The 19,934-nt window shown below is 47.8% G+C and carries 19 protein-coding genes; 14 read left to right on the plus strand and 5 right to left on the minus strand.

What is annotated here, in order from left to right:
* The first annotated feature begins 127 nt into the window (after positions 1-127).
* From JNC77_RS14750 to JNC77_RS14770, 5 genes are all read left to right on the plus strand, one after another.
* Positions 128-874 (plus strand): IclR family transcriptional regulator, encoded by a 747-nt coding sequence (locus JNC77_RS14750; RefSeq protein WP_374833844.1) that lies wholly within the window; start codon positions 128-130, stop codon positions 872-874.
* 227 nt (positions 875-1,101) lie between these two features.
* Positions 1,102-1,545 (plus strand): MarR family winged helix-turn-helix transcriptional regulator, encoded by a 444-nt coding sequence (locus JNC77_RS14755; RefSeq protein ID WP_374833846.1) that lies wholly within the window; start codon positions 1,102-1,104, stop codon positions 1,543-1,545.
* The gene (locus tag JNC77_RS14760; RefSeq protein WP_374833848.1) at positions 1,532-3,259 is read left to right on the plus strand and encodes an MFS transporter; all 1,728 of its coding nucleotides are present in this window, start codon (positions 1,532-1,534) and stop codon (positions 3,257-3,259) included. Before JNC77_RS14755 ends, JNC77_RS14760 begins: the two co-directional genes overlap by 14 nt.
* A gap of 32 nt (positions 3,260-3,291) precedes the next feature.
* Positions 3,292-4,332 (plus strand): HlyD family secretion protein, encoded by a 1,041-nt coding sequence (locus tag JNC77_RS14765; protein WP_374833850.1) that lies wholly within the window; start codon positions 3,292-3,294, stop codon positions 4,330-4,332.
* A 14-nt stretch (positions 4,333-4,346) separates the two neighbouring features.
* On the plus strand, positions 4,347-4,736 hold the full coding sequence (locus JNC77_RS14770; protein WP_374833852.1) for an NUDIX hydrolase: 390 nt from the start codon (positions 4,347-4,349) through the stop codon (positions 4,734-4,736).
* 280 nt (positions 4,737-5,016) lie between these two features.
* On the opposite strand, the gene JNC77_RS14775 is transcribed toward JNC77_RS14770, so the two are convergent.
* A complete protein-coding gene (locus tag JNC77_RS14775; protein WP_374833854.1) occupies positions 5,017-5,190 on the minus strand; it encodes a hypothetical protein in 174 nt (57 codons plus the stop codon).
* Positions 5,191-5,216: 26 nt separating this feature from the next.
* Here JNC77_RS14775 and JNC77_RS14780 point away from each other — a divergent pair, with 26 nt between their 5' ends.
* Positions 5,217-6,830, plus strand: a complete 1,614-nt coding sequence (locus JNC77_RS14780) for an ABC-F family ATP-binding cassette domain-containing protein (protein ID WP_374833856.1) — start codon at positions 5,217-5,219, stop codon at positions 6,828-6,830.
* A gap of 63 nt (positions 6,831-6,893) precedes the next feature.
* Here JNC77_RS14780 and JNC77_RS14785 read toward each other — a convergent pair whose 3' ends face one another.
* Positions 6,894-7,754 (minus strand): DMT family transporter, encoded by an 861-nt coding sequence (locus JNC77_RS14785; protein ID WP_374833858.1) that lies wholly within the window; start codon positions 7,752-7,754, stop codon positions 6,894-6,896.
* 121 nt (positions 7,755-7,875) lie between these two features.
* Here JNC77_RS14785 and JNC77_RS14790 point away from each other — a divergent pair, with 121 nt between their 5' ends.
* A complete protein-coding gene (locus tag JNC77_RS14790) occupies positions 7,876-9,270 on the plus strand; it encodes an aminotransferase-like domain-containing protein (protein ID WP_374833860.1) in 1,395 nt (464 codons plus the stop codon).
* A 15-nt stretch (positions 9,271-9,285) separates the two neighbouring features.
* On the opposite strand, the gene JNC77_RS14795 is transcribed toward JNC77_RS14790, so the two are convergent.
* Positions 9,286-10,710: a short-chain fatty acyl-CoA regulator family protein gene (locus tag JNC77_RS14795; protein ID WP_374833862.1), complete on the minus strand. Its 1,425-nt coding sequence runs from the start codon at positions 10,708-10,710 to the stop codon at positions 9,286-9,288.
* Positions 10,711-10,898: 188 nt separating this feature from the next.
* Here JNC77_RS14795 and JNC77_RS14800 point away from each other — a divergent pair, with 188 nt between their 5' ends.
* Genes JNC77_RS14800 through prpB form a run of 3 tightly spaced genes read left to right on the plus strand, consistent with a single transcriptional unit; the run spans position 10,899 to position 14,527 of the window.
* The gene (locus tag JNC77_RS14800; protein ID WP_374833864.1) at positions 10,899-12,413 is read left to right on the plus strand and encodes an MmgE/PrpD family protein; all 1,515 of its coding nucleotides are present in this window, start codon (positions 10,899-10,901) and stop codon (positions 12,411-12,413) included.
* A gap of 26 nt (positions 12,414-12,439) precedes the next feature.
* Entirely contained in the window at positions 12,440-13,606 is a 1,167-nt protein-coding gene (gene prpC, locus JNC77_RS14805) for a bifunctional 2-methylcitrate synthase/citrate synthase (protein WP_374833866.1), read from the plus strand.
* Positions 13,607-13,615: 9 nt separating this feature from the next.
* Positions 13,616-14,527 (plus strand): methylisocitrate lyase, encoded by a 912-nt coding sequence (gene prpB, locus JNC77_RS14810; RefSeq protein ID WP_374833868.1) that lies wholly within the window; start codon positions 13,616-13,618, stop codon positions 14,525-14,527.
* Between the two features lie 43 nt (positions 14,528-14,570).
* Here prpB and JNC77_RS14815 read toward each other — a convergent pair whose 3' ends face one another.
* Positions 14,571-15,197 (minus strand): GrpB family protein, encoded by a 627-nt coding sequence (locus JNC77_RS14815; protein WP_374833870.1) that lies wholly within the window; start codon positions 15,195-15,197, stop codon positions 14,571-14,573.
* A 52-nt stretch (positions 15,198-15,249) separates the two neighbouring features.
* Between JNC77_RS14815 and JNC77_RS14820 the strand changes: the two genes are divergently transcribed.
* Positions 15,250-15,567 (plus strand): hypothetical protein, encoded by a 318-nt coding sequence (locus JNC77_RS14820; protein ID WP_374833872.1) that lies wholly within the window; start codon positions 15,250-15,252, stop codon positions 15,565-15,567.
* Positions 15,568-15,628: 61 nt separating this feature from the next.
* Complete coding sequence (gene kynU, locus JNC77_RS14825; protein WP_374833874.1) at positions 15,629-16,876, plus strand: kynureninase; 1,248 nt, start codon at positions 15,629-15,631, stop codon at positions 16,874-16,876.
* 74 nt (positions 16,877-16,950) lie between these two features.
* On the opposite strand, the gene JNC77_RS14830 is transcribed toward kynU, so the two are convergent.
* Positions 16,951-17,439, minus strand: a complete 489-nt coding sequence (locus JNC77_RS14830; RefSeq protein WP_374833876.1) for a 2-thiouracil desulfurase family protein — start codon at positions 17,437-17,439, stop codon at positions 16,951-16,953.
* Positions 17,440-17,577: 138 nt separating this feature from the next.
* Here JNC77_RS14830 and JNC77_RS14835 point away from each other — a divergent pair, with 138 nt between their 5' ends.
* A complete protein-coding gene (locus JNC77_RS14835; protein ID WP_374833878.1) occupies positions 17,578-18,369 on the plus strand; it encodes an aminoglycoside adenylyltransferase family protein in 792 nt (263 codons plus the stop codon).
* A gap of 173 nt (positions 18,370-18,542) precedes the next feature.
* The gene (gene cml / locus JNC77_RS14840) at positions 18,543-19,739 is read left to right on the plus strand and encodes a CmlA/FloR family chloramphenicol efflux MFS transporter (protein ID WP_374833880.1); all 1,197 of its coding nucleotides are present in this window, start codon (positions 18,543-18,545) and stop codon (positions 19,737-19,739) included.
* Positions 19,740-19,934: the final 195 nt, after the last annotated feature.

The following is a 19,934-nucleotide window of genomic DNA, read 5'->3' on the forward strand; positions in this document are numbered from 1 at the left end:
ACTATAAAAGTTCAATTAGATGAACTTGAATCAGTTAACTGAACTAAGTTGGCAGGAGTATAACAACGTGTCAAGCGCCGGATCAGCAAGGCTCAGGCAAGCCACATCACAAAAACAAACAGATTCCGTGCCCGCTCTCAGGCGTGCTGTTGCCATTCTCGATATGGTTTCAAATGCTGGCAGCAACTTGAATGCAGCCGAGATTACCCGTAATGCGGGCTTGCCTAAAAGCACCGTTCACGGTCTTTTGGCTGTCATGAGCGAGTTAAATTTGTTGGTTAAAAACGATGATGGCCGCTTTTCTGTCGGTGCACATCCTATGCGTTGGGCGAATAGTTTTCTCGGCCAAATGGATATTGTATCCATCTTCAGAAATTATTTTGCAAACGAGCCGGCACTTGATCACTATACTGTGACCTTGACCATCCGTGATCATGATGAAGTGGTTTATATCGGCTGCCGCAATTCCGACCAGCCACTTGGCCACTCATTTCGTATTGGCATGCGTCTGCCCGCCCCTTATACAGCAACCGGAAAAATGCTTTTGTCGGAACTTACCGATCAAACCATATCCGACATGTTTGCTCACGGTCTGCCACCGGCCTTGAGCGGCAGAAGTGTTAAAGACATCAATCTGTTAAAACAAGAATTAGCCGAAACCCGAACACGCGGTTACTCCATAGATGACGGCCAAATTCGGGAAGGTATGATCTGCATTGGTGCCGCTATCCGAGACCACACCGGATATGCCAATGCCGGTATTGCCATCAGCTTGCTGGAAAGCGAGGCAACGGCTGAAACAATAGAAAAATTGGGGCACATCATGCAAAAAGCAGCCTCTGATCTTTCCATGCAAATGGGTTATAGCCGCTAATATAAATTACGTTTCGCAATGCGGGTGCGTGAGGGCACGAGTTGACCTCACACGCATAATCATTTTATTTTTAAAATTTTTGATGTCTTAACACAAAAGCGTGAAACCAGATTGCACCTTTTTACGCCTTTTTCTAGTGTCCTCACATTGAAACCGTCAAGTACCCATGTTATTTATTTAACTTAAATACTTAGCACACTAATATATAGCCCCCAATGGATAATCTCGTGATCAGCTCAGAGTTTCTCGAAGAGCTCACCAAGGTGAGCCGTAAAATACGCAATGTTTTCAATCAGAAAGTCACCGAACACGGATTAACATATCCGCGTGCACGCACATTATTGCGCCTGATCAAAAAGCCCAATATGACCCAAAGCGAACTGGCTTTTGAACTCGAGCTTGAACAAGCAACCATGGTGCGTTTGCTTGATCGTTTGGAAGAAAATGGTGTTATCGAGCGCCATCCTGATCCCAATGACCGCCGCGCCAAATTATTGGTTTTAACACCACATGGCATTCAGCAAGCAGAACTTGTTCGCTCAATCGGTGAAACAATGCGCAAGCAGATGTTTCAAAACATGACTCAGGAAGAGCTAATGGCTTGTATTGAGCTTTTTCATCGCATTTCCGGTAATATCGACGATATGGACAACCTTGATGGCCCGGCTTGAAGCGTCAGCCAAGGCTGCGGCAGACGATGAGGAACGGATTGAACAACCAAGCGTTGAGCAATCTGTTGATGACGAGCAGGTTGTTGAAACCGCTGAGCCAAAGCCTGCGTCGGCACCAAAAGCACCTCCTCCGTTCATACCAAAGCCCATTTTTATTACGGCACTTTATATGCTTGCCGGTATTCTCCTTGCACTCACGCAAGGCTTTGGCATGAGCTTCTTAAGCATCAACCTGCAACAAATCGCAGGGCCGATGGGGCTGACCCAAACCGAAGCAACATGGTTGCAGGCAGCCTATCTTTTCCCTAATGCCAGTTTGACGCTGATGCTGTTCAAAATCCGTGCCCAATATGGATTGCGTAATTTTGCGGAAGTGGCCATTGTTGTTTATGCGCTTGTTTGCCTTGCACATTTTTGGGTGGAAACATACGAGAGTGCGCTTGCTTTGCGTTTTGTGGCGGGTCTTGCCGCAGCACCTATGACCTCGCTCGGGTTTCTATACACGTTGGAGTGTTTGCCGCCTGCAAAAAGAATGACCATCGGTCTTTGTACGGCATTAACAGCGCTTGTTATTCCGATGCCACTCACAGGTCTCATTTCACCTTATTTGCTGGATGCCGGTCAGCAATATTCGATCTATCTGGTAGAGCTTGGCTTTGCGATGATTTGTATGGGGCTGGTTTATATATTGCCGCTGGCCTCACCACCGCGTGCCAAAGTTATCAGCTTTCTCGATATTGTCAGCTATCTCTTTCTTGCCACTTCAATGGGTTGTTTTGCCGTCGCTTTCACCGTTGGCCGTCTTTATTGGTGGACTGAAGTGGATTGGATCGCATGGCTGATAATTGCCGGCATTGCATCAGGCGCAATTTTTGCGATGATTGAACTCAACCGCACCAATCATCTGGTAGATATACGCTGGCTTGCTTCAAAGGAAATCATCCATTTCACCGGTGCATTGATGGTTTCGCGCCTGATTTTGTCTGAACAAACCAGTGGTGCGATCAATTTCATGCGCATCAACGGCATGCAAAATGAGCAATTGAGCGGACTTTATCTCTCGATTATTGCCGGTGCGGTCACTGCCGCGGTTGTTTGTGCAAAAATCATGAAACCGGGACGTGAATCTTCCATTCACGCCGTTGCATTTCTGTTGATGGCACTAGGCAGCTATGTGGACAGCCTCTCAACCTCGCTTACCAGACCGGAACAAATGTATCTGAGCCAGTTTATGGTCAGTTTTGCCGGTGGCATTTTCCTACCCCCCGCCTTGATGATCGGCATGGCCGCCGCCATGAAACGGGGTCCCAGTTACATTCTTTCTTTCATCGTGGTGTTTCTGGCAGCTCAAAAGGTTGGCAGTTATTTTGGCAGTGCGCTTTACGGTACTTTCGTACAATGGCGCGAACAGTTTCATTCGTTTCGCTTGGTCTCGCAGCTTGCGTCAACCGATCCGTTGGTTACAACCCGCTTGAAACAATTAAGCGGCAGCTACGGCAAACTGCTCACCGACCCCAGCCAGCAAACGCTGCAAGGCGCATCACTGTTGGCAAAACAAGTCCAGCAACAAGCCTATACCCTTGCTTATAATGACTCGTTTTTATTCACCGCCTATTTATCACTCGGTGCGTTGGCGTGCCTTTGTATCCATGTGGCCTGGCGCAACAGGCATAAATTTTTCGCACTCAATAAAGCTGAAACAGCTCCCGTATAATTCAATAAAGCGAACCCAAAGAAGTTCATTCCATGTCAAAGATATTTCATTTTATCGCTACTTATGTTGCACTCGCCATTGGCTTGGCCGGTATTTTCATCGTATTATATGCTTGGAATTTGCCACCCTTCCATGGCGGTACCGAAACCACCAATGACGCTTATATTCGCGGTCAAATCACGCTTTTAAGCCCACAATTGGCAGGCTATCTGGTAGACGTACCGGTGCAGGATTATCAAAAAATCCATAAAGGCGACCTGATCGCCAAAATCGACGACCGTATCTATGTTCAAAAAGCAGAACAGGCTAAAGCAGCCCTCAAAGCCGCTGAAGCCTCCCTTGCTATGTCGGAACAAAGCCGCAAATCAGCCGAAGCCAAAATCGTCTCGGCCAAGGCAGCTCTGGAAAGCGCAAAAGCAGCTCTCGCCTCAGCTCAAACTGCGCATAACCGCACCCAGTCTTTGCTTGATCGCCATATTGCGACCCAAAGTGATGCTGAAAAAAATCTGGCAACCTATGATCAGGCACAAGCTGCCGTACATCAAGCCGAAGCAGGTATTTTGATTGCGGAACAGGAGCTGAATTCAACTATTGTCAGCCGCCGTTCTTTGGTGGCCAATGTAGAAAGTGCTAAGGCAGCCGTTGAACTCGCCGAAATCGATCTTGCCAATACGCGTATTATTGCGCCCGCTGATGGTATACTGGGCGAAGTTACCGGCCGTATCGGCCAATATGTCTCGGTCGGTACTCAGATCGGCTCGGTTGTTACCGAACATTTATGGGTTATCGCCAATTTCAAGGAGACACAGCTCAGCAAAATGAAAATGGGCCAACCTGTAACCTTCACAGTGGATGCTCTGGAAAACAAAGAATTTACCGGCACGATAGAGCGCTTTGCACCGGCAACCGGTTCGGAATTTTCGGTCATTCGTGCCGACAATGCGACTGGCAACTTTACCAAAGTCGCCCAACGTATTCCGGTACGCATCAAGATCGACGACAACCAGCCCTTGAGCGACAAATTAATGCCTGGCATGTCAGTTATTGCCAATGTAAGTTCCGCGCGCGAATAAAAACGAGGCTCACGATGGAAATCAAGATTGCAGCTGCTGCTTTAATGCGTGCGGATGGCGCAACATTATTGGTGCGCAAACGCGGAACATCTTCCTTCATGCAACCGGGTGGCAAAATTGATGCAGGAGAAACCGCAATACAAGCACTTTGTCGCGAATTACATGAAGAATTAGGCCTCAAAATTGAACATGATAAGCCGCATTATCTTGGAAAATTTTCAGCACCTGCCGCCAATGAAACAGGCGCGACAGTTATTGCTGAAATTTTTCAAATTGAAACAGATGCAAAGATTGAACCCCGAGCGGAAATCGAAGATGCTCGTTGGGTTTTTACCACTGACACAGATGATTTAGAGCTTGCACCTTTAACGCGTGACCAAGTGCTGCCCCTTATCTGGAAATAATGAAACAATTAGAAAAATAGCGGCAAGCACCTTGCCGTTATTTTTTCTGTATTTCTCTTCATCATATAATTTAAAAACACTGTATTTTTTAAAATAATCACTTATATTCATTCACATCGTTGCAATTTCATCGGATAGATAAATGCTGTAAAAACCGCACATATCATAAATTTTTACCTTATCAGTGGGCTATTAATTTGTGAGCTTGTTCATGTCTGCGGTTTTGAATTCTCCGGTTTGTGCTTATTTTTATTCCAATTTTTCGTCCCGACGCACAATCTCAGCCTCGATCCGCCAGACGCCCCATCTTCATTTCATGATGAGGTTTTAAAAAATGGAAATTATTGAACATTAGACGTGTTTCTTTCAGGTCGCTCTCCTGAACCATCACAAAAGCCAGCACCAATATATCCCTTTCTGCAATGCGGAAGGTTCTTGCTTGTGCTGATTTCATTTTCAAAATTTATTCTGAGGTACCAGATGACACATCATTACATAACGCTGGAAGGCGTTTCTTTTGTGTTGCCTGATGGCACGACACTTTTTCATGATCTCAACGAGCAATTTGACGGCCGACCGACAGGTCTGGTGGGTCGCAATGGCACGGGCAAAACCGTGCTTGCTAAAATTTTAAGCGGCGAAAAACAGCCAACAACCGGCCATTGCCTGCGTTCAGGCGCCGTGCATTATCTGGCTCAGCAAATTATTCAACCGGAAAACACAACACTTGCCGAGTTAACAGGCATGCAAACCACTTTAGATGCTCTCAAACGTATCGAACGCGGCAGCACTGAAATAGCTGATTTTGATGCAGTTGGTGACCATTGGGACATTGAGCAGCGTTTACGAACAGAGCTGGAGCGCAATAATTTAGGCTATCTTGATGCGACAACCCCTGCCCATCGTTTAAGTGGTGGTGAAGCGATGCGCGTAGCTTTAATCGGAGCGTTGCTGTCGAACACTGATTTTCTCATCCTTGATGAACCGACCAACCACCTTGACCGGCAGAACCGTCTTGCATTGATCGAACAACTGAAAAACTGGCCCCGCGGGCTCTTGGTTATCAGCCATGATCGCCAATTACTGGCTACGATGGAGCGTATAGTTGAGCTATCATCACTTGGCTTGCGCAGTTATGGGGGCGATTATAATTTTTATCGGTTAAGCAAGCAACAAGAGCACGAAAACGCATTCAAACAGCTTGACCACTTAAAGGCCGAGCGTCGTCGTGAGGAGCAAACCTTACGCGACCAACGTGAAAAACTAGAAAAACGGCAAGCAAGCGGTAACCGCACAGCCAAACAAGCCAATCAGGCAAAAATTCTGCTTGGCCGCCAGAAAAATCGCAGTCAAGCAACTGCCGGTAAATTAATACAGCAACAAAGTTCGGCACGCTCATTACTGTTACAAAGGGTTCTTGAAGCTGAGCAGAAAATGGAAGAAAACACTGCGATTACGCTCCATCAACTTCCCGTCACCAACGCTTCCCATAAACGTATTGCTGAATTGGACAATGTGGAACTCCCCTTTGTCAGCGGCACAAGCCGCAATATCACTCTTATCATCAATGGTCAGCAGCGCATCGGCGTTACCGGGCCAAATGGCTGTGGTAAATCCACTTTGCTTAGAATTCTTGACGGGCAGCTCAAACCACTGAGCGGCACCTGCAAAATCTTGACGAAAGGGATTTATCTCGACCAAAACTTGTCCAACCTTGATCCGGAAAAAACAGTGCTGGAGCAGATACGATTAGCCAATCCTACAATGCCGGAAGGTGATTTGCGTATGCGTTTGGCACAATTGGGGCTTGATGCACAAAAAATTACAATTGCCAGCGGTTTATTGAGCGGTGGCGAGCGTTTGAAAGCCGCTCTGGCTTGCGTCCTCTATGCAGAGCCTGCAACAGAGTTTTTAATGCTGGATGAACCGAGCAACCATCTGGACTTACCTTCTTTGCAAGCTCTGGAAACTATGCTCAAAAACTATCAGGGAGCACTGATAGTGGTGTCGCATGATGATCACTTCCTCAACAATATCGGTCTAACTGATCGTCTCCAGACGACATCAAAAGGTTGGCAATTACAAACTCTTTAGACAAATAATCATAAAGCCGGAATGATTTCCGGCTTTATGAAATTATAACGTCACGCTTTTCAATCACGCAAAACGCTTGGCTCCTGCAACGCATAAAACCACAATCAGTGTTGAAGCCACCATCGTCCAGGCAATAGGCTCATGCAAAAAAATACCAGCTAGAATAAACCCAAAAAAAGGTTGCAAAAGCTGCAACTGACCCACTCCGGCAATGCCACCTAGCGCCAAGCCACGATACCAGAAAACAAAACCAATCATCATCGAGAAAACGGAAATATAGAACAATCCAAACCAACCGGCAGGTGTTACATTGCTGACAGTTTGCGGCACAGTGAAAAACCCGATAATAAACATAACCGGAAATGACACCAGCAAGGCCCATGAAATAACCTGCCATCCGCCAAGTTTACGCGATAATGTTGCGCCTTCCGCATAACCAAGTCCGCAAATAATCACGGCTGCAATCATCAACAAATCGCCAGTCAGATTACCGCCGCTGCTGCCATAAAGTGCAAAACCTGCAACCGTTACTGCCCCAATAATTGAAAATATCCAGAAAACCGGCTCAGGCCTCTCACCACCGCGCAACACGCCAAAAAATGCAGTCGCCAACGGTAACATCCCGACAAATACAATCGAATGCGCCGCCGTGATGTGCTGCAATGCTAAAGCGGTTAATAATGGAAAGCCCAAAACAGTACCGATTGCCACCAAAATGAGCGGAAAAATATCGCTTCGATCAGGCTTTTGCTGTTTGAGAACCAGCAAAAAAAATCCACCAAGCAAGGCCGCAATAACCGCTCGTGCCGATGTTAAAAACATTGGTTCAAAATCGAGAACCGCAACGCGTGTGGCAGGCAATGAACCGCTAAAAATGATAACGCCGATAAGGCCACTACCCCAACCTGCACTCAACTTACTCATAAAGCCTCACTTTCATAAGGCAGTGCATTACGCTTATCTTGCTGGCGTTAACAGAAACAGTATGATACAGTTTCAACAAACTGTATGGGTCAATATATCCATACAATTTAAAGGGCATTTTATGCGCACCACCGAGCAGACACGCACCGAAGAACTGATGAATGTCATCCGTGTCAAAATCGCCAATCGTGTGCTCAGCCCATCGGATCGGCTGCCTTCTGTTCGTCGTTTTGCGGCCACCATGCAGGTTTCCCCTTCCACTGTCGTAGAGGCCTATGACCGGTTGGAAGCAGAAGGTATTATCCGCGCGCGACGTGGCTCCGGTTTTTATGTAACGGGCGCTGATCTGCCACCAATGGCGCTTGCTGAAATGGGGCCGATACGCGAACGTGATGTTGACCCTTTCTGGGTTTCCAAACAGTCATTGGAAACCGATGATGGTGTTTTAAAACCCGGCTGCGGCTGGCTGCCACCGGACTGGATGCCTCATGAAGCATTACGAAAAGCCTTGCGTAGTATCAGCCGTTGGGAAGATTGTTTACTCACCGATTACGGCAATGCGCAAAGCACCTTGGCATTGCGCCGTTTGCTGCTCGGACGCTTTGCTGAAGAAGGTTTGAATATCGGTGCCGAACAAATTTTGCTGACCACTTCAGGCACACAAGCGATTGACCTGATCTGCCGCCTACTCTTACGGCCGGGTGATACTGTACTGGTCGATGATCCCTGCTATTTCAATTTTCAAGCATTGCTGCGTGCGCATCAGGTGAAAATTGCAGCTGTCACCTTCACACCATCAGGCCCTGATATAGACGCATTTGAAACGATTTTGAAAGAGCAGTCTCCCCGTCTTTATATCACCAATTCGGCACTGCATAATCCAACCGGTGCCAGCCTTTCACCACAAACGGCTTACCGTGTTTTAAGTGCTGCTTCCGCGCACGGCATGACCATTGTCGAAGATGATATTTTTACCGATTTCGAGCCTAATCTATCACCGCGTTTGGCAATTTCAGATGGTCTAAACCGTGTTATTCGTATTGGCAGTTTTTCCAAAACATTATCTGCATCTGTACGCTGCGGATATATTGCGGCTAGTCCTGAATGGATTGAAGGGCTGACAGATTTGCAAATTGCCACAAGTTTTGGCGGTCCAAGCCCCATCACCAGCGCAATAATTGTAAAAGTTTTGGCAGGTGGCACTTATCGCAAGCACATGGATGAAGTGCGCCACCGTTTAACACTTGCCCGACTGGATGTCGCAAAGCGCTTGTCGGCACTTGGCATCAAGCCTTGGCTGATGCCGCGCGGTGGTTTTTACCTATGGTGTCAATTACCGGAAGGTGTGGACTCTGCCATATTGGCGCGTCGCTGTATGGAAGAAAAAATCATGCTTGCACCCGGCAATGCTTTCAGTGTTTCACAATCCGCGGCAGCACTTTTACGTTTTAATGTCGCGCAAACACAAAATCCACAGATTTACAGCACATTAAGACGACTGTTGAAAGACATTTGATCACATTTGGCACGATTAACGCATCCCCTCATAACGCGAGAAAGCAGTGATGTTTTCATTGATACGACTTGTTTGCGTCAAGGGTGGAAATGCACGCTGCGCACAATTGGCACGTTCACATAATTTGCACCCCGCGCCAATCATGGTGCGCGCTTCCGGATCATTGATCGCCAGACCTTTAGAATAAACCAAGTGTGAGGCATGGGCCAAATCGCAACCAAGCCCAATGGCAAAGGTTTTTTCCGGTGCACCATAGCCGCCATGATGATGTGTCACTGTGCGCGCTATCCACAAATAAGCGCGCCCGTCCGGCATTTCGGCAATTTGTGTGCAAATACGATCAGGCGATAAAAATGCTTCATAGACTGTCCAGAGCGGGCAACTCCCGCCAACGCGGGAGAAATGAAAATCAGTCGCGGATTGACGCTTTGATATATTACCGGCTCTGTCGACACGCACAAAAAAGAACGGCACACCATGCGCACCGGGACGTTGCAAAGTGCTTAAACGGTGGCAAATGGTTTCAAAACCAACACCGAATTTTTGTCCCAGCAGATCAATATCATAGCGAAGTTCTTCCGCGGCGTTCAAAAAGCGGCCATAAGGCAAAATGACGGCACCAGCAAAATAATTCGCTAAGCCGATGCGTAAAAGTGCAATGGTTTCAGCATCTGAAAACTCGGCCTGACCACAGAGCTTTTGCAATAGGTTTTCTTGCTCCAGAAAACAAAGTTGTGTCGCTATTTGAAAAGCGGACTGCCCTAAAGACAAAGCCCTTGATAAGGTCAAAACTTTATTTTGCAGATCAAAGTGCCGGACAGTATTTTTCTGCGCCCCAGTATCAATATAATCCACCCGCACGCCATGCATTGCTTGCAATCTTGCTGTTAAAGCGTCAACCAAGCGACCATTTTTAACATCAAGACTCTCAGCCAATCGTTCTGCCTGTTCATCCAGTTCGGCGATATGATTACTTTTTGAATAAAAATAATCCCGCACCGCTTCATAAGGCATTGAACGATAGGTGTTCTCTGTTACCTGACGCGGATCGCCCAAACGGATCGCCAAACCTTCCGATTGCTCCACCGCCTGCCGCATTTGCTTGTAAAGCTGGATCACCGCACGCCCCATCGCTGGCAGATTGCTGACAATATCTTTGATATCGCTGTTGGAAATCGTCTCGCCAATGATCGGATTGGATAGGACTTGCCGCAACTCCCCCACCAGCCGCGTTTCATCCTCCTCCGAGAAGAATTGCACATCAACGCCGAAAGCAGAGTTCATCCGCAATAAAACCGGCACGGTTATCGGTCTTTGATTGTTTTCAATCTGATTGAGATAGCTCAGCGAAATACCCAATGCATTCGCCAAAGCTTGTTGCGTCAAGCTTTTTTCCTCACGCAGCCTTCGCAACCTTGCGCCGACAAATGGTTTTTTCATGCGCCACCTCTCCCTGCCCTTGTGAAGACTGAAAACTTCGCAAACTTTGCAGATTTGCAAAATTTTCTTCACAAAACTCCACAATTTCAGTCATTTACCTCATTCTTTATAAGTGGATATTGCAAACTATTACAAGTGGCACACGGACCAAAATCGTTTTTTGGTTATTTACTTATGGAGATGCATTCGTGAATTCACATACAGTCCGCACTTATAAATCAGCTGAACCTTTAGCGCGTGAAGATCAGCTGGCATGGAAAATTGCCAGCATTGCCGCTGATAATGTTCCGCTTGATGAAGATGTTGTCGACATGATCGGCAATCGTATCATCGACAATGCGTCGGTTGCAGCTGCCTCTCTTGCCCGCCGTCCCGTCATCAGTGCCCGTGCGCAGGCCACTGCTCATCCTTATAAAAAAGGCGCCACTGTTTTCGGTTTGCCATCCGACACCCGCGTTTCGCCGGAATGGGCTGCATGGGCGAACGGCGTTGCTGTGCGCGAACTTGATTTTCATGACACATTTTTGGCGGCAGATTACTCGCATCCGGCTGACAATATCCCGTCCATTTTAGCTGTTGCCCAGCATTGCGGTTTAAACGGTGCTGCCCTCGCCCGTGGCATTGCAACGGGTTATGAAGTGCAGGTTAATCTTGTTAAAGGCATCTGCCTGCACGAGCATAAAATTGACCATATCGCCCATTTGGGTCCTTCTGCCGCGGCTGGTATCGGCACCGCACTTGGTCTACCGGCTGAAACGATTTATCAGGCGGTTCAGCAGGCTTTGCATGTCACCACCACCACACGACAATCACGTAAAGGCGAAATCTCCAGCTGGAAAGCTTATGCCCCTGCATTTGCAGGCAAAATGGCAATTGAAGCCGTTGACCGCGTGATGCGCGGCGAAGGCGCACCATCACCGGCATGGGAAGGTGAAGACGGATTTATTGCATGGTTGCTAAGTGGCCCGAGTGCAAAATATAGCGTATCTCTGCCGGGTAAAGGTGAAGCCAAACGCGCTATCATGGACACCTATACCAAAGAACATTCGGCGGAATATCAAAGTCAGGCATTGATTGATCTGGCGCGCCGTATGCGCACAAAAATCAGCAATTTTGCAGATATCGCCAGCATTGTTATCCATACCAGCCATCACACCCATTATGTGATTGGAACCGGTGCCAATGATCCGCAGAAAATGGATCCGAATGCCAGCCGTGAAACGCTCGACCATTCGATCATGTATATTTTTGCAGTCGCACTGGAAGATGGCGGTTGGCATCATGAGCGTTCATATGCGCCGGAACGGGCAAAGCGTCCTGAAACGGTCAGCCTCTGGCATAAAATTTCAACGCTGGAAGATGAAACATGGACAAAGCGTTATCACAGTCAGGATCCGAATGAAAAAGCATTTGGCGGTCGCGTCGTCATCACACTGAAAGACGGCACTGTCATCGAAGACGAACTGGCAATTGCGGACGCACATCCGCTTGGTGCCCGTCCGTTCAAACGTGCTGATTATGTCAATAAATTCCGCACACTGGCTGAAGGCATTATCGAAAGAACTGAACAGGATCGCTTCATCGCCACTGTTGAACGCCTGACAAGCCTTAAAGCAGATGAGCTTGGCGGCCTGAACTTCAGCGTATCGCCTGATCGTTTGGGTCTTGCATCACCAAAAGGCATTTTTGACTGCAACGCCTGATTATCCAATCAAGGGAGAAAATAAGCATGACAACACCTAAGCCGAAAAAGTCTGTTGCTCTCTCAGGCGTTGTCGCCGGCAACACTGCATTATGCACAGTCGGTCGCACAGGTAATGACCTGCACTATCGTGGCTATGATATTCTCGATATGGCACGCGCCTGCGAATTTGAAGAGATCGCCTATTTGCTGGTACATGGCGAATTGCCAACCATAACGGAACTTGCAGCCTATAAAGCAAAGCTTAAAGCTTTGCGGGGCTTGCCGGAAGTGGTCAAGCGCACACTCGAACTGCTTCCAGCTGCCACCCATCCGATGGATGTGATGCGATCCGGCATTTCAGCACTTGGTTGTGTGTTGCCGGAAGCCGGTGATCACAACCATCCGGGTGCGCGCGACATTGCCGATCGCTTGATGGCCTCCCTTGGTTCGATGCTGCTTTATTGGCATCACTTTGCCTATAATGGCCGCCGTATTGAGGTGGAAACCGATGACGACTCCATCGGCGGACACTTCCTGCACCTCTTGCACGGCACAGCTCCAAGTGCCGATCATGTCAGAGCCATGCACACATCGCTCATTCTCTATGCCGAGCATGAGTTCAACGCGTCCACTTTCACCGCCCGCTCCATAGCAGGCACCGGTTCGGATATGTATTCCGCCATTTGCGGGGCAATTGGTGCGCTGCGTGGGCCAAAGCATGGCGGTGCCAATGAGGTCGCGTTTGAAATTCAAAAACGCTACGCAAACCCGGATGAGGCCGAAGACGACATTCGCCGCCGCGTAGAAGTCAAAGAAGTCGTTATTGGTTTCGGGCATCCGGTCTATACAATTGCTGACCCGCGCAACAATGTCATCAAACAAGTGGCGCATGAGCTTTCACTCGAAGCAGGCTCAACCCGCATGTATGATATTGCCGAGCGGATTGAAGCGACTATGGCCGAAACCAAAAACATGTTTGCCAATCTCGATTGGTTCAGTGCAGTTTCCTATCACCTGCTTGGCGTGCCGACAGCCATGTTTACGCCGCTTTTTGTCATTGCACGCACATCCGGCTGGGCTGCCCATGTGACTGAGCAACGCATCGATAACAAGATTATCCGTCCATCCGCCAATTATACCGGCCCTGAAAACAAAAAATTCCTGAGCCTCAATGAGCGCAGCAATCAGTCAATCAATGCACGTGCCGCATAAGGACTTATAATGACATATCTTATTGGATCCGAATTAAACGCAGAACCTGCCGGTCAGCGTTTTCGTAAACTGGTCGAGCAAAGCTCGATAGCCCAATTGCCCGGCGCCCATAACGGTATGGCTGCACTACAGGCCAAAAACGCTGGTTTTAAAGGTCTTTATCTCTCCGGTGCGGCGATGACCGCATCAATGGGGATACCCGATCTTGGGATGATTACGGTCGATGAAGTATCATTCTTTATCCGCCAGATCGCCCGTGCCAGCGGCCTGCCTTTGCTGGTCGATGGTGACACCGGCTATGGCGAAGCCCTCAATGTCATGCATATGGTGCGCACATTTGAAGATGCAGGTGCTGGTGCGGTTCATCTTGAAGATCAGTTATTGCCAAAAAAATGCGGCCATCTGAACGACAAAAAACTGGCAAACGCACATGATATGGCAGCAAAAGTGGCTGCCGCCAACAAAGCGCGCCGCCATCTTTATCTGATTGCGCGTACCGATGCAGCCGCCAGCGAAGGCATGGATGGTGCAGTAGCGCGTGCCAAGCTTTATATCGAAGCCGGTGCAGATGCAATTTTTCCGGAAGCATTGACCACTGCTGATATGTTCCGCGAATTTGCGGCGCGTATGCCCGCTGTGCCATTGCTTGCCAATATGACCGAGTTTGGCAGAACGCCTTTCTTCACTGCGTCCGAATTTGAAGAAATGGGCTACCGCATGGTGATCTGGCCGGTTTCATCTCTGCGCGTTGCTAATAAAGCGCAAGAACGCCTTTATGCAGCGATCAAGCAAAACGGTTCAACACAAAGCTGCCTAAGCGACATGCAAACCCGAGCCGAACTTTACGACACGATCGGGCTTGCCAATTATGAAGCGCTCGATGCTTCGATTGTCAGCACAATAGTGCCGGAACCGGTTTGATGATTAGAATCTCGGAGCCCGCTCGAATTGAGCGGGTTTCTTTCTATATCCGGTTTACCTGATACAGCCGATAGGTTTCAAATAGTCTATCATAAATTTCTCTGACCACGGCCTGTTTCTTCATATTATAGGCTTGCACATTATCGACACCCTCTTTTGCCGACAATTTTGCTTGACCGTAGAGTTCACGGTCTGCGTTATGCGTGATCAGCCAATCACGAAACAGAATATGGCGGATATGTTCCGGGCAATTCGGGGCAAAAACATGCAAATTAACCCGCGGTTCATTCAACCGCAACATACGGTGCTGATACCAAGAGCGCTCACGCACGGTGAGCTGATAGCCAAGCTGTTCCAGTGCCGGCACATATTGTGCTTCATCATCCGGATTTTCAACAATCAGATCAATATCGATAACCGGTTTCGCAGGCAAATCAGGAACAGCGGTTGAACCGACATGTTCAATCGCCAATGCCTGCTCAGATAATGCACCAGCAATATCCGCTTTGAGCTTTTCAAACCAATTGTGCCATTGCGGATCATAGTCTCTTACATCAATATGTTCAGGCTTCGGCTTTCCATGCACCCACGGATTTTCATCCGGATCACCCTCTTCAAATGTGGCAATCACCTCTGCAGCCGGCCAATTTTTCTCATATTTGAAAAGCATTATATTTATTCTCAAAAATCATTTTTATCAAACGGTTACAACAGCAATAGCAATGAAACGATTGTTCCACTACCAGCTGCATCAATATCCTGAAATAACCTATAAAGCAACCGGAGCCGCAACCTTTGTAATGGTGGCGTTAAAATCGTCTGAAATTCCGTTTGAGAGCATCGGCGGTACCGACATTGTAGCAACATTGCGTCGTAATGCCACCAAAGAAGCACCATTTTTGGTTTTCCGCACCGCGCTGGATGCACTGGCTATCATCGAAAAGGAGATACCAACTTTTATTAAAGGCATTGCGCAAAGCTGGGGCTGGAGACTACCGATTTTCTTCGGTCTGTTGATCTGGCCATCGGCAGTATTTTAAGCTTTATTACCACCATATACGGCACCCCAGTTTGCGTTAATTTGAAAACAGGAGACAGCTCATGTCGCAAAATATAACACTTGAAATAGTACGAGATTGGGACGCAAAGGATATTTTATGCAGTTTTCGTGATCGTTTTATCATTCCCGACGGCATGATATATCTGGACGGCAACTCTTTGGGGCCTGCTCCCAAAACTGCGCTTTCTGCCCTTGATCATGCAGCACGTACGGAGTGGGGACAAGACCTCATCCGCAGCTGGAACAGTGCCGGTTGGTTCGATCTGCCCTTGAAACTTGGCGATAAGGTTGGTGCGCTCACCGGCGCAGCTGCAGGCCAGATCGCTGTATGCGACAGTACCTCCATCAATATTTTCAAAGCTTTGAGTGCCGCCGCAAGCTTGCGCCCTGACCGCAAAACCATTATCGCAGAAGGCGCAAGCTTTCCGACCGATCTTTATATTGCCGAGGGTTTTGTCGCCAGCCAGCCACATCTAACACTCAAACTGGAAGGTGTAGATGCCGATAGGATAGAAGATTTACTTTCACCCGATGTCGGCGTGGTTTTGTTAAATCATGTCAACTACCGCAGCGGCTACCTGCATGACATGAAGGCGATGACCGCGCGTATTCAAGCGGCAGGTGCGCTTATCGTTTGGGATTTGTGCCATAGTGCCGGTGCGCTGGATGTTCAGCTTGATGATTGCAACGCCGACTTTGCCGTTGGTTGTACCTATAAATATATCAATGGCGGCCCCGGAGCGCCGGCTTTCATCTATGTAGCCAAACGTCATCAGCAACAAGCACGTCAGCCGCTTTCGGGGTGGTGGGGACATGCACGCCCTTTTGCTTTCGAGCAGCAATATGAAGCAGCGCCTGCCATTGCACGCTTTCTCTGCGGCACCCAACCTATTCTCTCCATGCAGTCGTTAAACGGTGCATTGGAAGCATGGCAAGGCGTCAATATGGCGGATCTGCGTGCAAAAAGTCTGGCTCTGACTGATCTCTTCATCAAACTGGTTGAGTGGCGTTGTGCTGGTTATGATCTGCAACTGGTCACTCCACGCAATCATAGCGAGCGCGGCTCGCAGGTCGGATTTACCCATCCTCATGCTTATGAAGTCATGCAGGCGTTGATTGCCGAACAGGTTATCGGCGATTTTCGTGCACCGGATGTTTTACGTTTTGGCTTCACACCGCTTTATCTGGGCTTTGAAGATGTGTGGAATGCGGTTGAAATTTTACAGGAAGTACTGACAACGGAGCGCTGGAAAGATCCCCGTTTTGCCGCAAAAAATGCCGTAACCTGAGCAGGATTACATCGTTTTGTCGCGGCTATATCAACCGCGACAAAACCCACCCATTCAAAAATTATATTAAAGTTTTAACCCTGCAATCGTTGCTGCAGTAACGCGATCTGATGGTCAGCAAAAACTTCAATACCGTTTTGACGCAGCAAAGCCGCTGTCACACCATTGCCGACATGTTTTTGATTACCAAAACTACCATCATAAATGAAGGCGCTGCCGCAAGAGGGGCTTCCATCAATCAACAAAGCAAAGCGGCATTGATGCGCTTTTGCCAACTCCAAAGCGGCCTGTGCCCCTTTGATAAAAAGTGCCGTTACATCTTCACCGTCCAATGCCACCACTTGCGCGTCACCAGCAAGCACGGCCTCGCCCGTTTGTGCGGCATTGATCTCGGCAGGCAATCGCGGCACACTAAAACCGCCTTTTAACTCCAGACAAACAGAGATGACCCGTCCCTCAATCTGCCATTGGTCAAGCAGCGCATGATGAAGAGGTTTCGCTTTGCCGTTATAGCGCACCGGTTGCCCCAACAGACAAGCGCTGACCAGAATTTTCTCGCTCATGGTAATTATTTCGACCATATGTAGAGATATGTTTTTTCATCAAAGTTAAATTTTACTGCCTCAACATTCAATCATCAAATTGATTATGTGACAAAGATTTCCTATCGAAACGTCAAGCAAGTCAAACGAAAACCACTCATGCAAATGCCTTCTTCTCTTATTCATGATCAAGCCAGCAGTGCCCTTGAGGTTTTGAAACAGCTTTTAGGCGATCATTTATTGGCCGTTTATTTGCATGGTTCCGCCGCCTCCAGCGGATTAAAACCGCAAAGTGACATTGATATGCTGGTTGTGGTCAAGCAATCCCTCAAGTTGGAAAATCGTCAAAAACTGCTGTCATCCTTACTTGAACTTTCATCACCTCATCCCGCATCCGCCAATGGTCCTCGTTGTCTGGAGGTTATTGTTTTTACCCTTGATGAACTGGAGAAACCACATTTCCCGGTCATTGCTGATTTTATCTATGGCGAATGGTTGCGTGATGGTTTTGTTGGTGGTGAAGTGCCTGTACCCATTGCCGATCCGGAAATGACACTTATTTTAGCCCAAGCCAAAAATGAGGCGATACCGCTCTTCGGCGCTCCGGCATCTCAGTTGCTGCCTACTATTCCTGCCGCAGATATAAGTAATGCAATGCTGAAATTATTACCTGATTTGACAACTAATCTACAAGGCGACGAAAGCAACGTTCTTCTGACACTGGCTCGCATGTGGTACAGCGCAACCACCGGTCAATTCATCAGCAAAGACATGGCCGCCCTTTGGGCAATCCCACAACTACCTGAAACAATGGCACAGACACTCATCTATGCCCGCGATGCGTATCTGGGTGAATTTACCGATAATTGGATAAGCCAGGCAATTTCTGTGACGCGGACTGCCTTTTATCTGCAAACGCAAATAGTTGCACAACTGGAGAATATCAATTAAAGGCACATTTCGTATCTCTCTGTTTGGAGGCATCATTGTGATGAAAGTCGAAAAAGCAACCCAATAAGCCGCACCAACTTTTTGTTGCTGCGGCGTTCTGTATTATCAAAAATTGCTGATAATTCATAAAGCAGATGCCGCTCTTATTTAAATCCCAGAGCGGATGATTTATTATGTCTACTTCACGCCCGATATGGGCTTATTCCCTGTCGGCAGCGCTGCTGCTGATGGCACCTTTTGACATTCTCGCTTCACTGGCGATGGATATATATCTTCCCGTTGTGCCCGATATGCCCGGTCATTTAGGCACAACACCCGCCATGATACAATTTTCACTCAGCCTCTATATGGTGATGCTTGGCGCAGGGCAGGTGATTTTCGGCCCCCTGTCTGACCGGGTCGGCAGACGTCCCGTTTTATTAACCGGAGCATTATTATTTATTATCAGTTCCATCGGTGCATCCTGCTCGACAAATGGAACAGCGTTTGTTTTGTTCCGTTTTGCCCAAGGTTGCGGTGCATCAGCCATACTCGTTGCAACCTTTGCAACAGTGCGCGATGTTTATGCCAACCGCCCGGAAAGTGCTGTTATTTATGGCAGCTTCAGTTCCATTCTTGCTTTTGTGCCAGCTTTAGCTCCAATCATCGGAGTAGGTATCAATACCATCTTTGGATGGCGCGCAATTTTCATAAGTCTCGCCGTCGTTGCCACAAGCGCCTTTATCCATGCTCTATTTTGCTGGCATGAAACAGCACCTGTTATCAAGACACCAAAAAGACCCTCTATACTTCCTATCTTTAGAAGCCCTGAATTCTGGGTCTACACTTTGGGTTTCAGCACTGCGATGGGTAGTTTTTTTGTGTTTTTTTCAACGGCACCACGTGTCATGATCGATATTGCAGGCTATTCACCCACTGCCTTTAGCATTTGCTTTGCAACTGTTGCCGTCGTGATGGTGATAACCACCCGCTTTGTTAAACACATTATCAACCGCTGGGGCATCGCGGGCAGTCTTTGTCGTGGTATATTTTTAATTGCCACCGGTGCTGTTTTATTGATGTTGGGCGAATTTTACACAACACCATCCTTTACCAGTTTTATTCTGCCGATGTGGGTGATTGCCGTTGGTATTGTTTTTACCAGCTCAGTCACCGCCAATGGAGCTTTGGCAAAATTTGACACAATCGCCGGATCAGCTGTCGCCTTTTATTTCTGCATTCAAAGTTTGATTGTCAGCATAATCGGCACATTAGCCATCATTTATTTAAACGGTGACAGTGCATGGCCACTCATCACCTATGCATCTGGCATGTCATTGATTGTTTTATCCGGCCAATTATTTTTACACAATAAAACAAAGCGACCATAAACAACGTACTGATCGGATGTAAGACCATCCGATCAGCATTATTTTTGTTTGTCAAAACCGTGTTTATCTAGGATGTGGACCTGATCAAACAATTGTCTTTATTGAGTGTTTTTATTGGTTTTAGGTTTTGACAGTAGAGAGGCTTATTATGAGCGATCTTTTCTGGCTTTCAGATGCTGCATGGAATGCAAGCGA

This window comes from Paenochrobactrum pullorum, assembly GCF_041929845.1.
Taxonomy (GTDB): domain Bacteria; phylum Pseudomonadota; class Alphaproteobacteria; order Rhizobiales; family Rhizobiaceae; genus Paenochrobactrum; species Paenochrobactrum pullorum.

Excerpts from the sequence above, each read along its gene's own strand:
- JNC77_RS14760 (WP_374833848.1), top strand. The coding sequence starts at position 1,532 with ATGGCCCGGCTTGAAGCGTCAGCCAAGGCTGCGGCAGACGATGAGGAA.
- JNC77_RS14765 (WP_374833850.1), top strand. The coding sequence starts at position 3,292 with ATGTCAAAGATATTTCATTTTATCGCTACTTATGTTGCACTCGCCATT.
- JNC77_RS14770 (WP_374833852.1), top strand. The coding sequence starts at position 4,347 with ATGGAAATCAAGATTGCAGCTGCTGCTTTAATGCGTGCGGATGGCGCA.
- JNC77_RS14775 (WP_374833854.1), bottom strand. The coding sequence starts at position 5,190 with ATGAAATCAGCACAAGCAAGAACCTTCCGCATTGCAGAAAGGGATATA.
- JNC77_RS14780 (WP_374833856.1), top strand. The coding sequence starts at position 5,217 with ATGACACATCATTACATAACGCTGGAAGGCGTTTCTTTTGTGTTGCCT.
- JNC77_RS14785 (WP_374833858.1), bottom strand. The coding sequence starts at position 7,754 with ATGAGTAAGTTGAGTGCAGGTTGGGGTAGTGGCCTTATCGGCGTTATC.
- JNC77_RS14790 (WP_374833860.1), top strand. The coding sequence starts at position 7,876 with ATGCGCACCACCGAGCAGACACGCACCGAAGAACTGATGAATGTCATC.
- JNC77_RS14795 (WP_374833862.1), bottom strand. The coding sequence starts at position 10,710 with ATGAAAAAACCATTTGTCGGCGCAAGGTTGCGAAGGCTGCGTGAGGAA.
- prpC (WP_374833866.1), top strand. The coding sequence starts at position 12,440 with ATGACAACACCTAAGCCGAAAAAGTCTGTTGCTCTCTCAGGCGTTGTC.
- prpB (WP_374833868.1), top strand. The coding sequence starts at position 13,616 with ATGACATATCTTATTGGATCCGAATTAAACGCAGAACCTGCCGGTCAG.
- JNC77_RS14815 (WP_374833870.1), bottom strand. The coding sequence starts at position 15,197 with ATGCTTTTCAAATATGAGAAAAATTGGCCGGCTGCAGAGGTGATTGCC.
- JNC77_RS14820 (WP_374833872.1), top strand. The coding sequence starts at position 15,250 with ATGAAACGATTGTTCCACTACCAGCTGCATCAATATCCTGAAATAACC.
- kynU (WP_374833874.1), top strand. The coding sequence starts at position 15,629 with ATGTCGCAAAATATAACACTTGAAATAGTACGAGATTGGGACGCAAAG.
- JNC77_RS14830 (WP_374833876.1), bottom strand. The coding sequence starts at position 17,439 with ATGAGCGAGAAAATTCTGGTCAGCGCTTGTCTGTTGGGGCAACCGGTG.
- JNC77_RS14835 (WP_374833878.1), top strand. The coding sequence starts at position 17,578 with ATGCAAATGCCTTCTTCTCTTATTCATGATCAAGCCAGCAGTGCCCTT.
- cml (WP_374833880.1), top strand. The coding sequence starts at position 18,543 with ATGTCTACTTCACGCCCGATATGGGCTTATTCCCTGTCGGCAGCGCTG.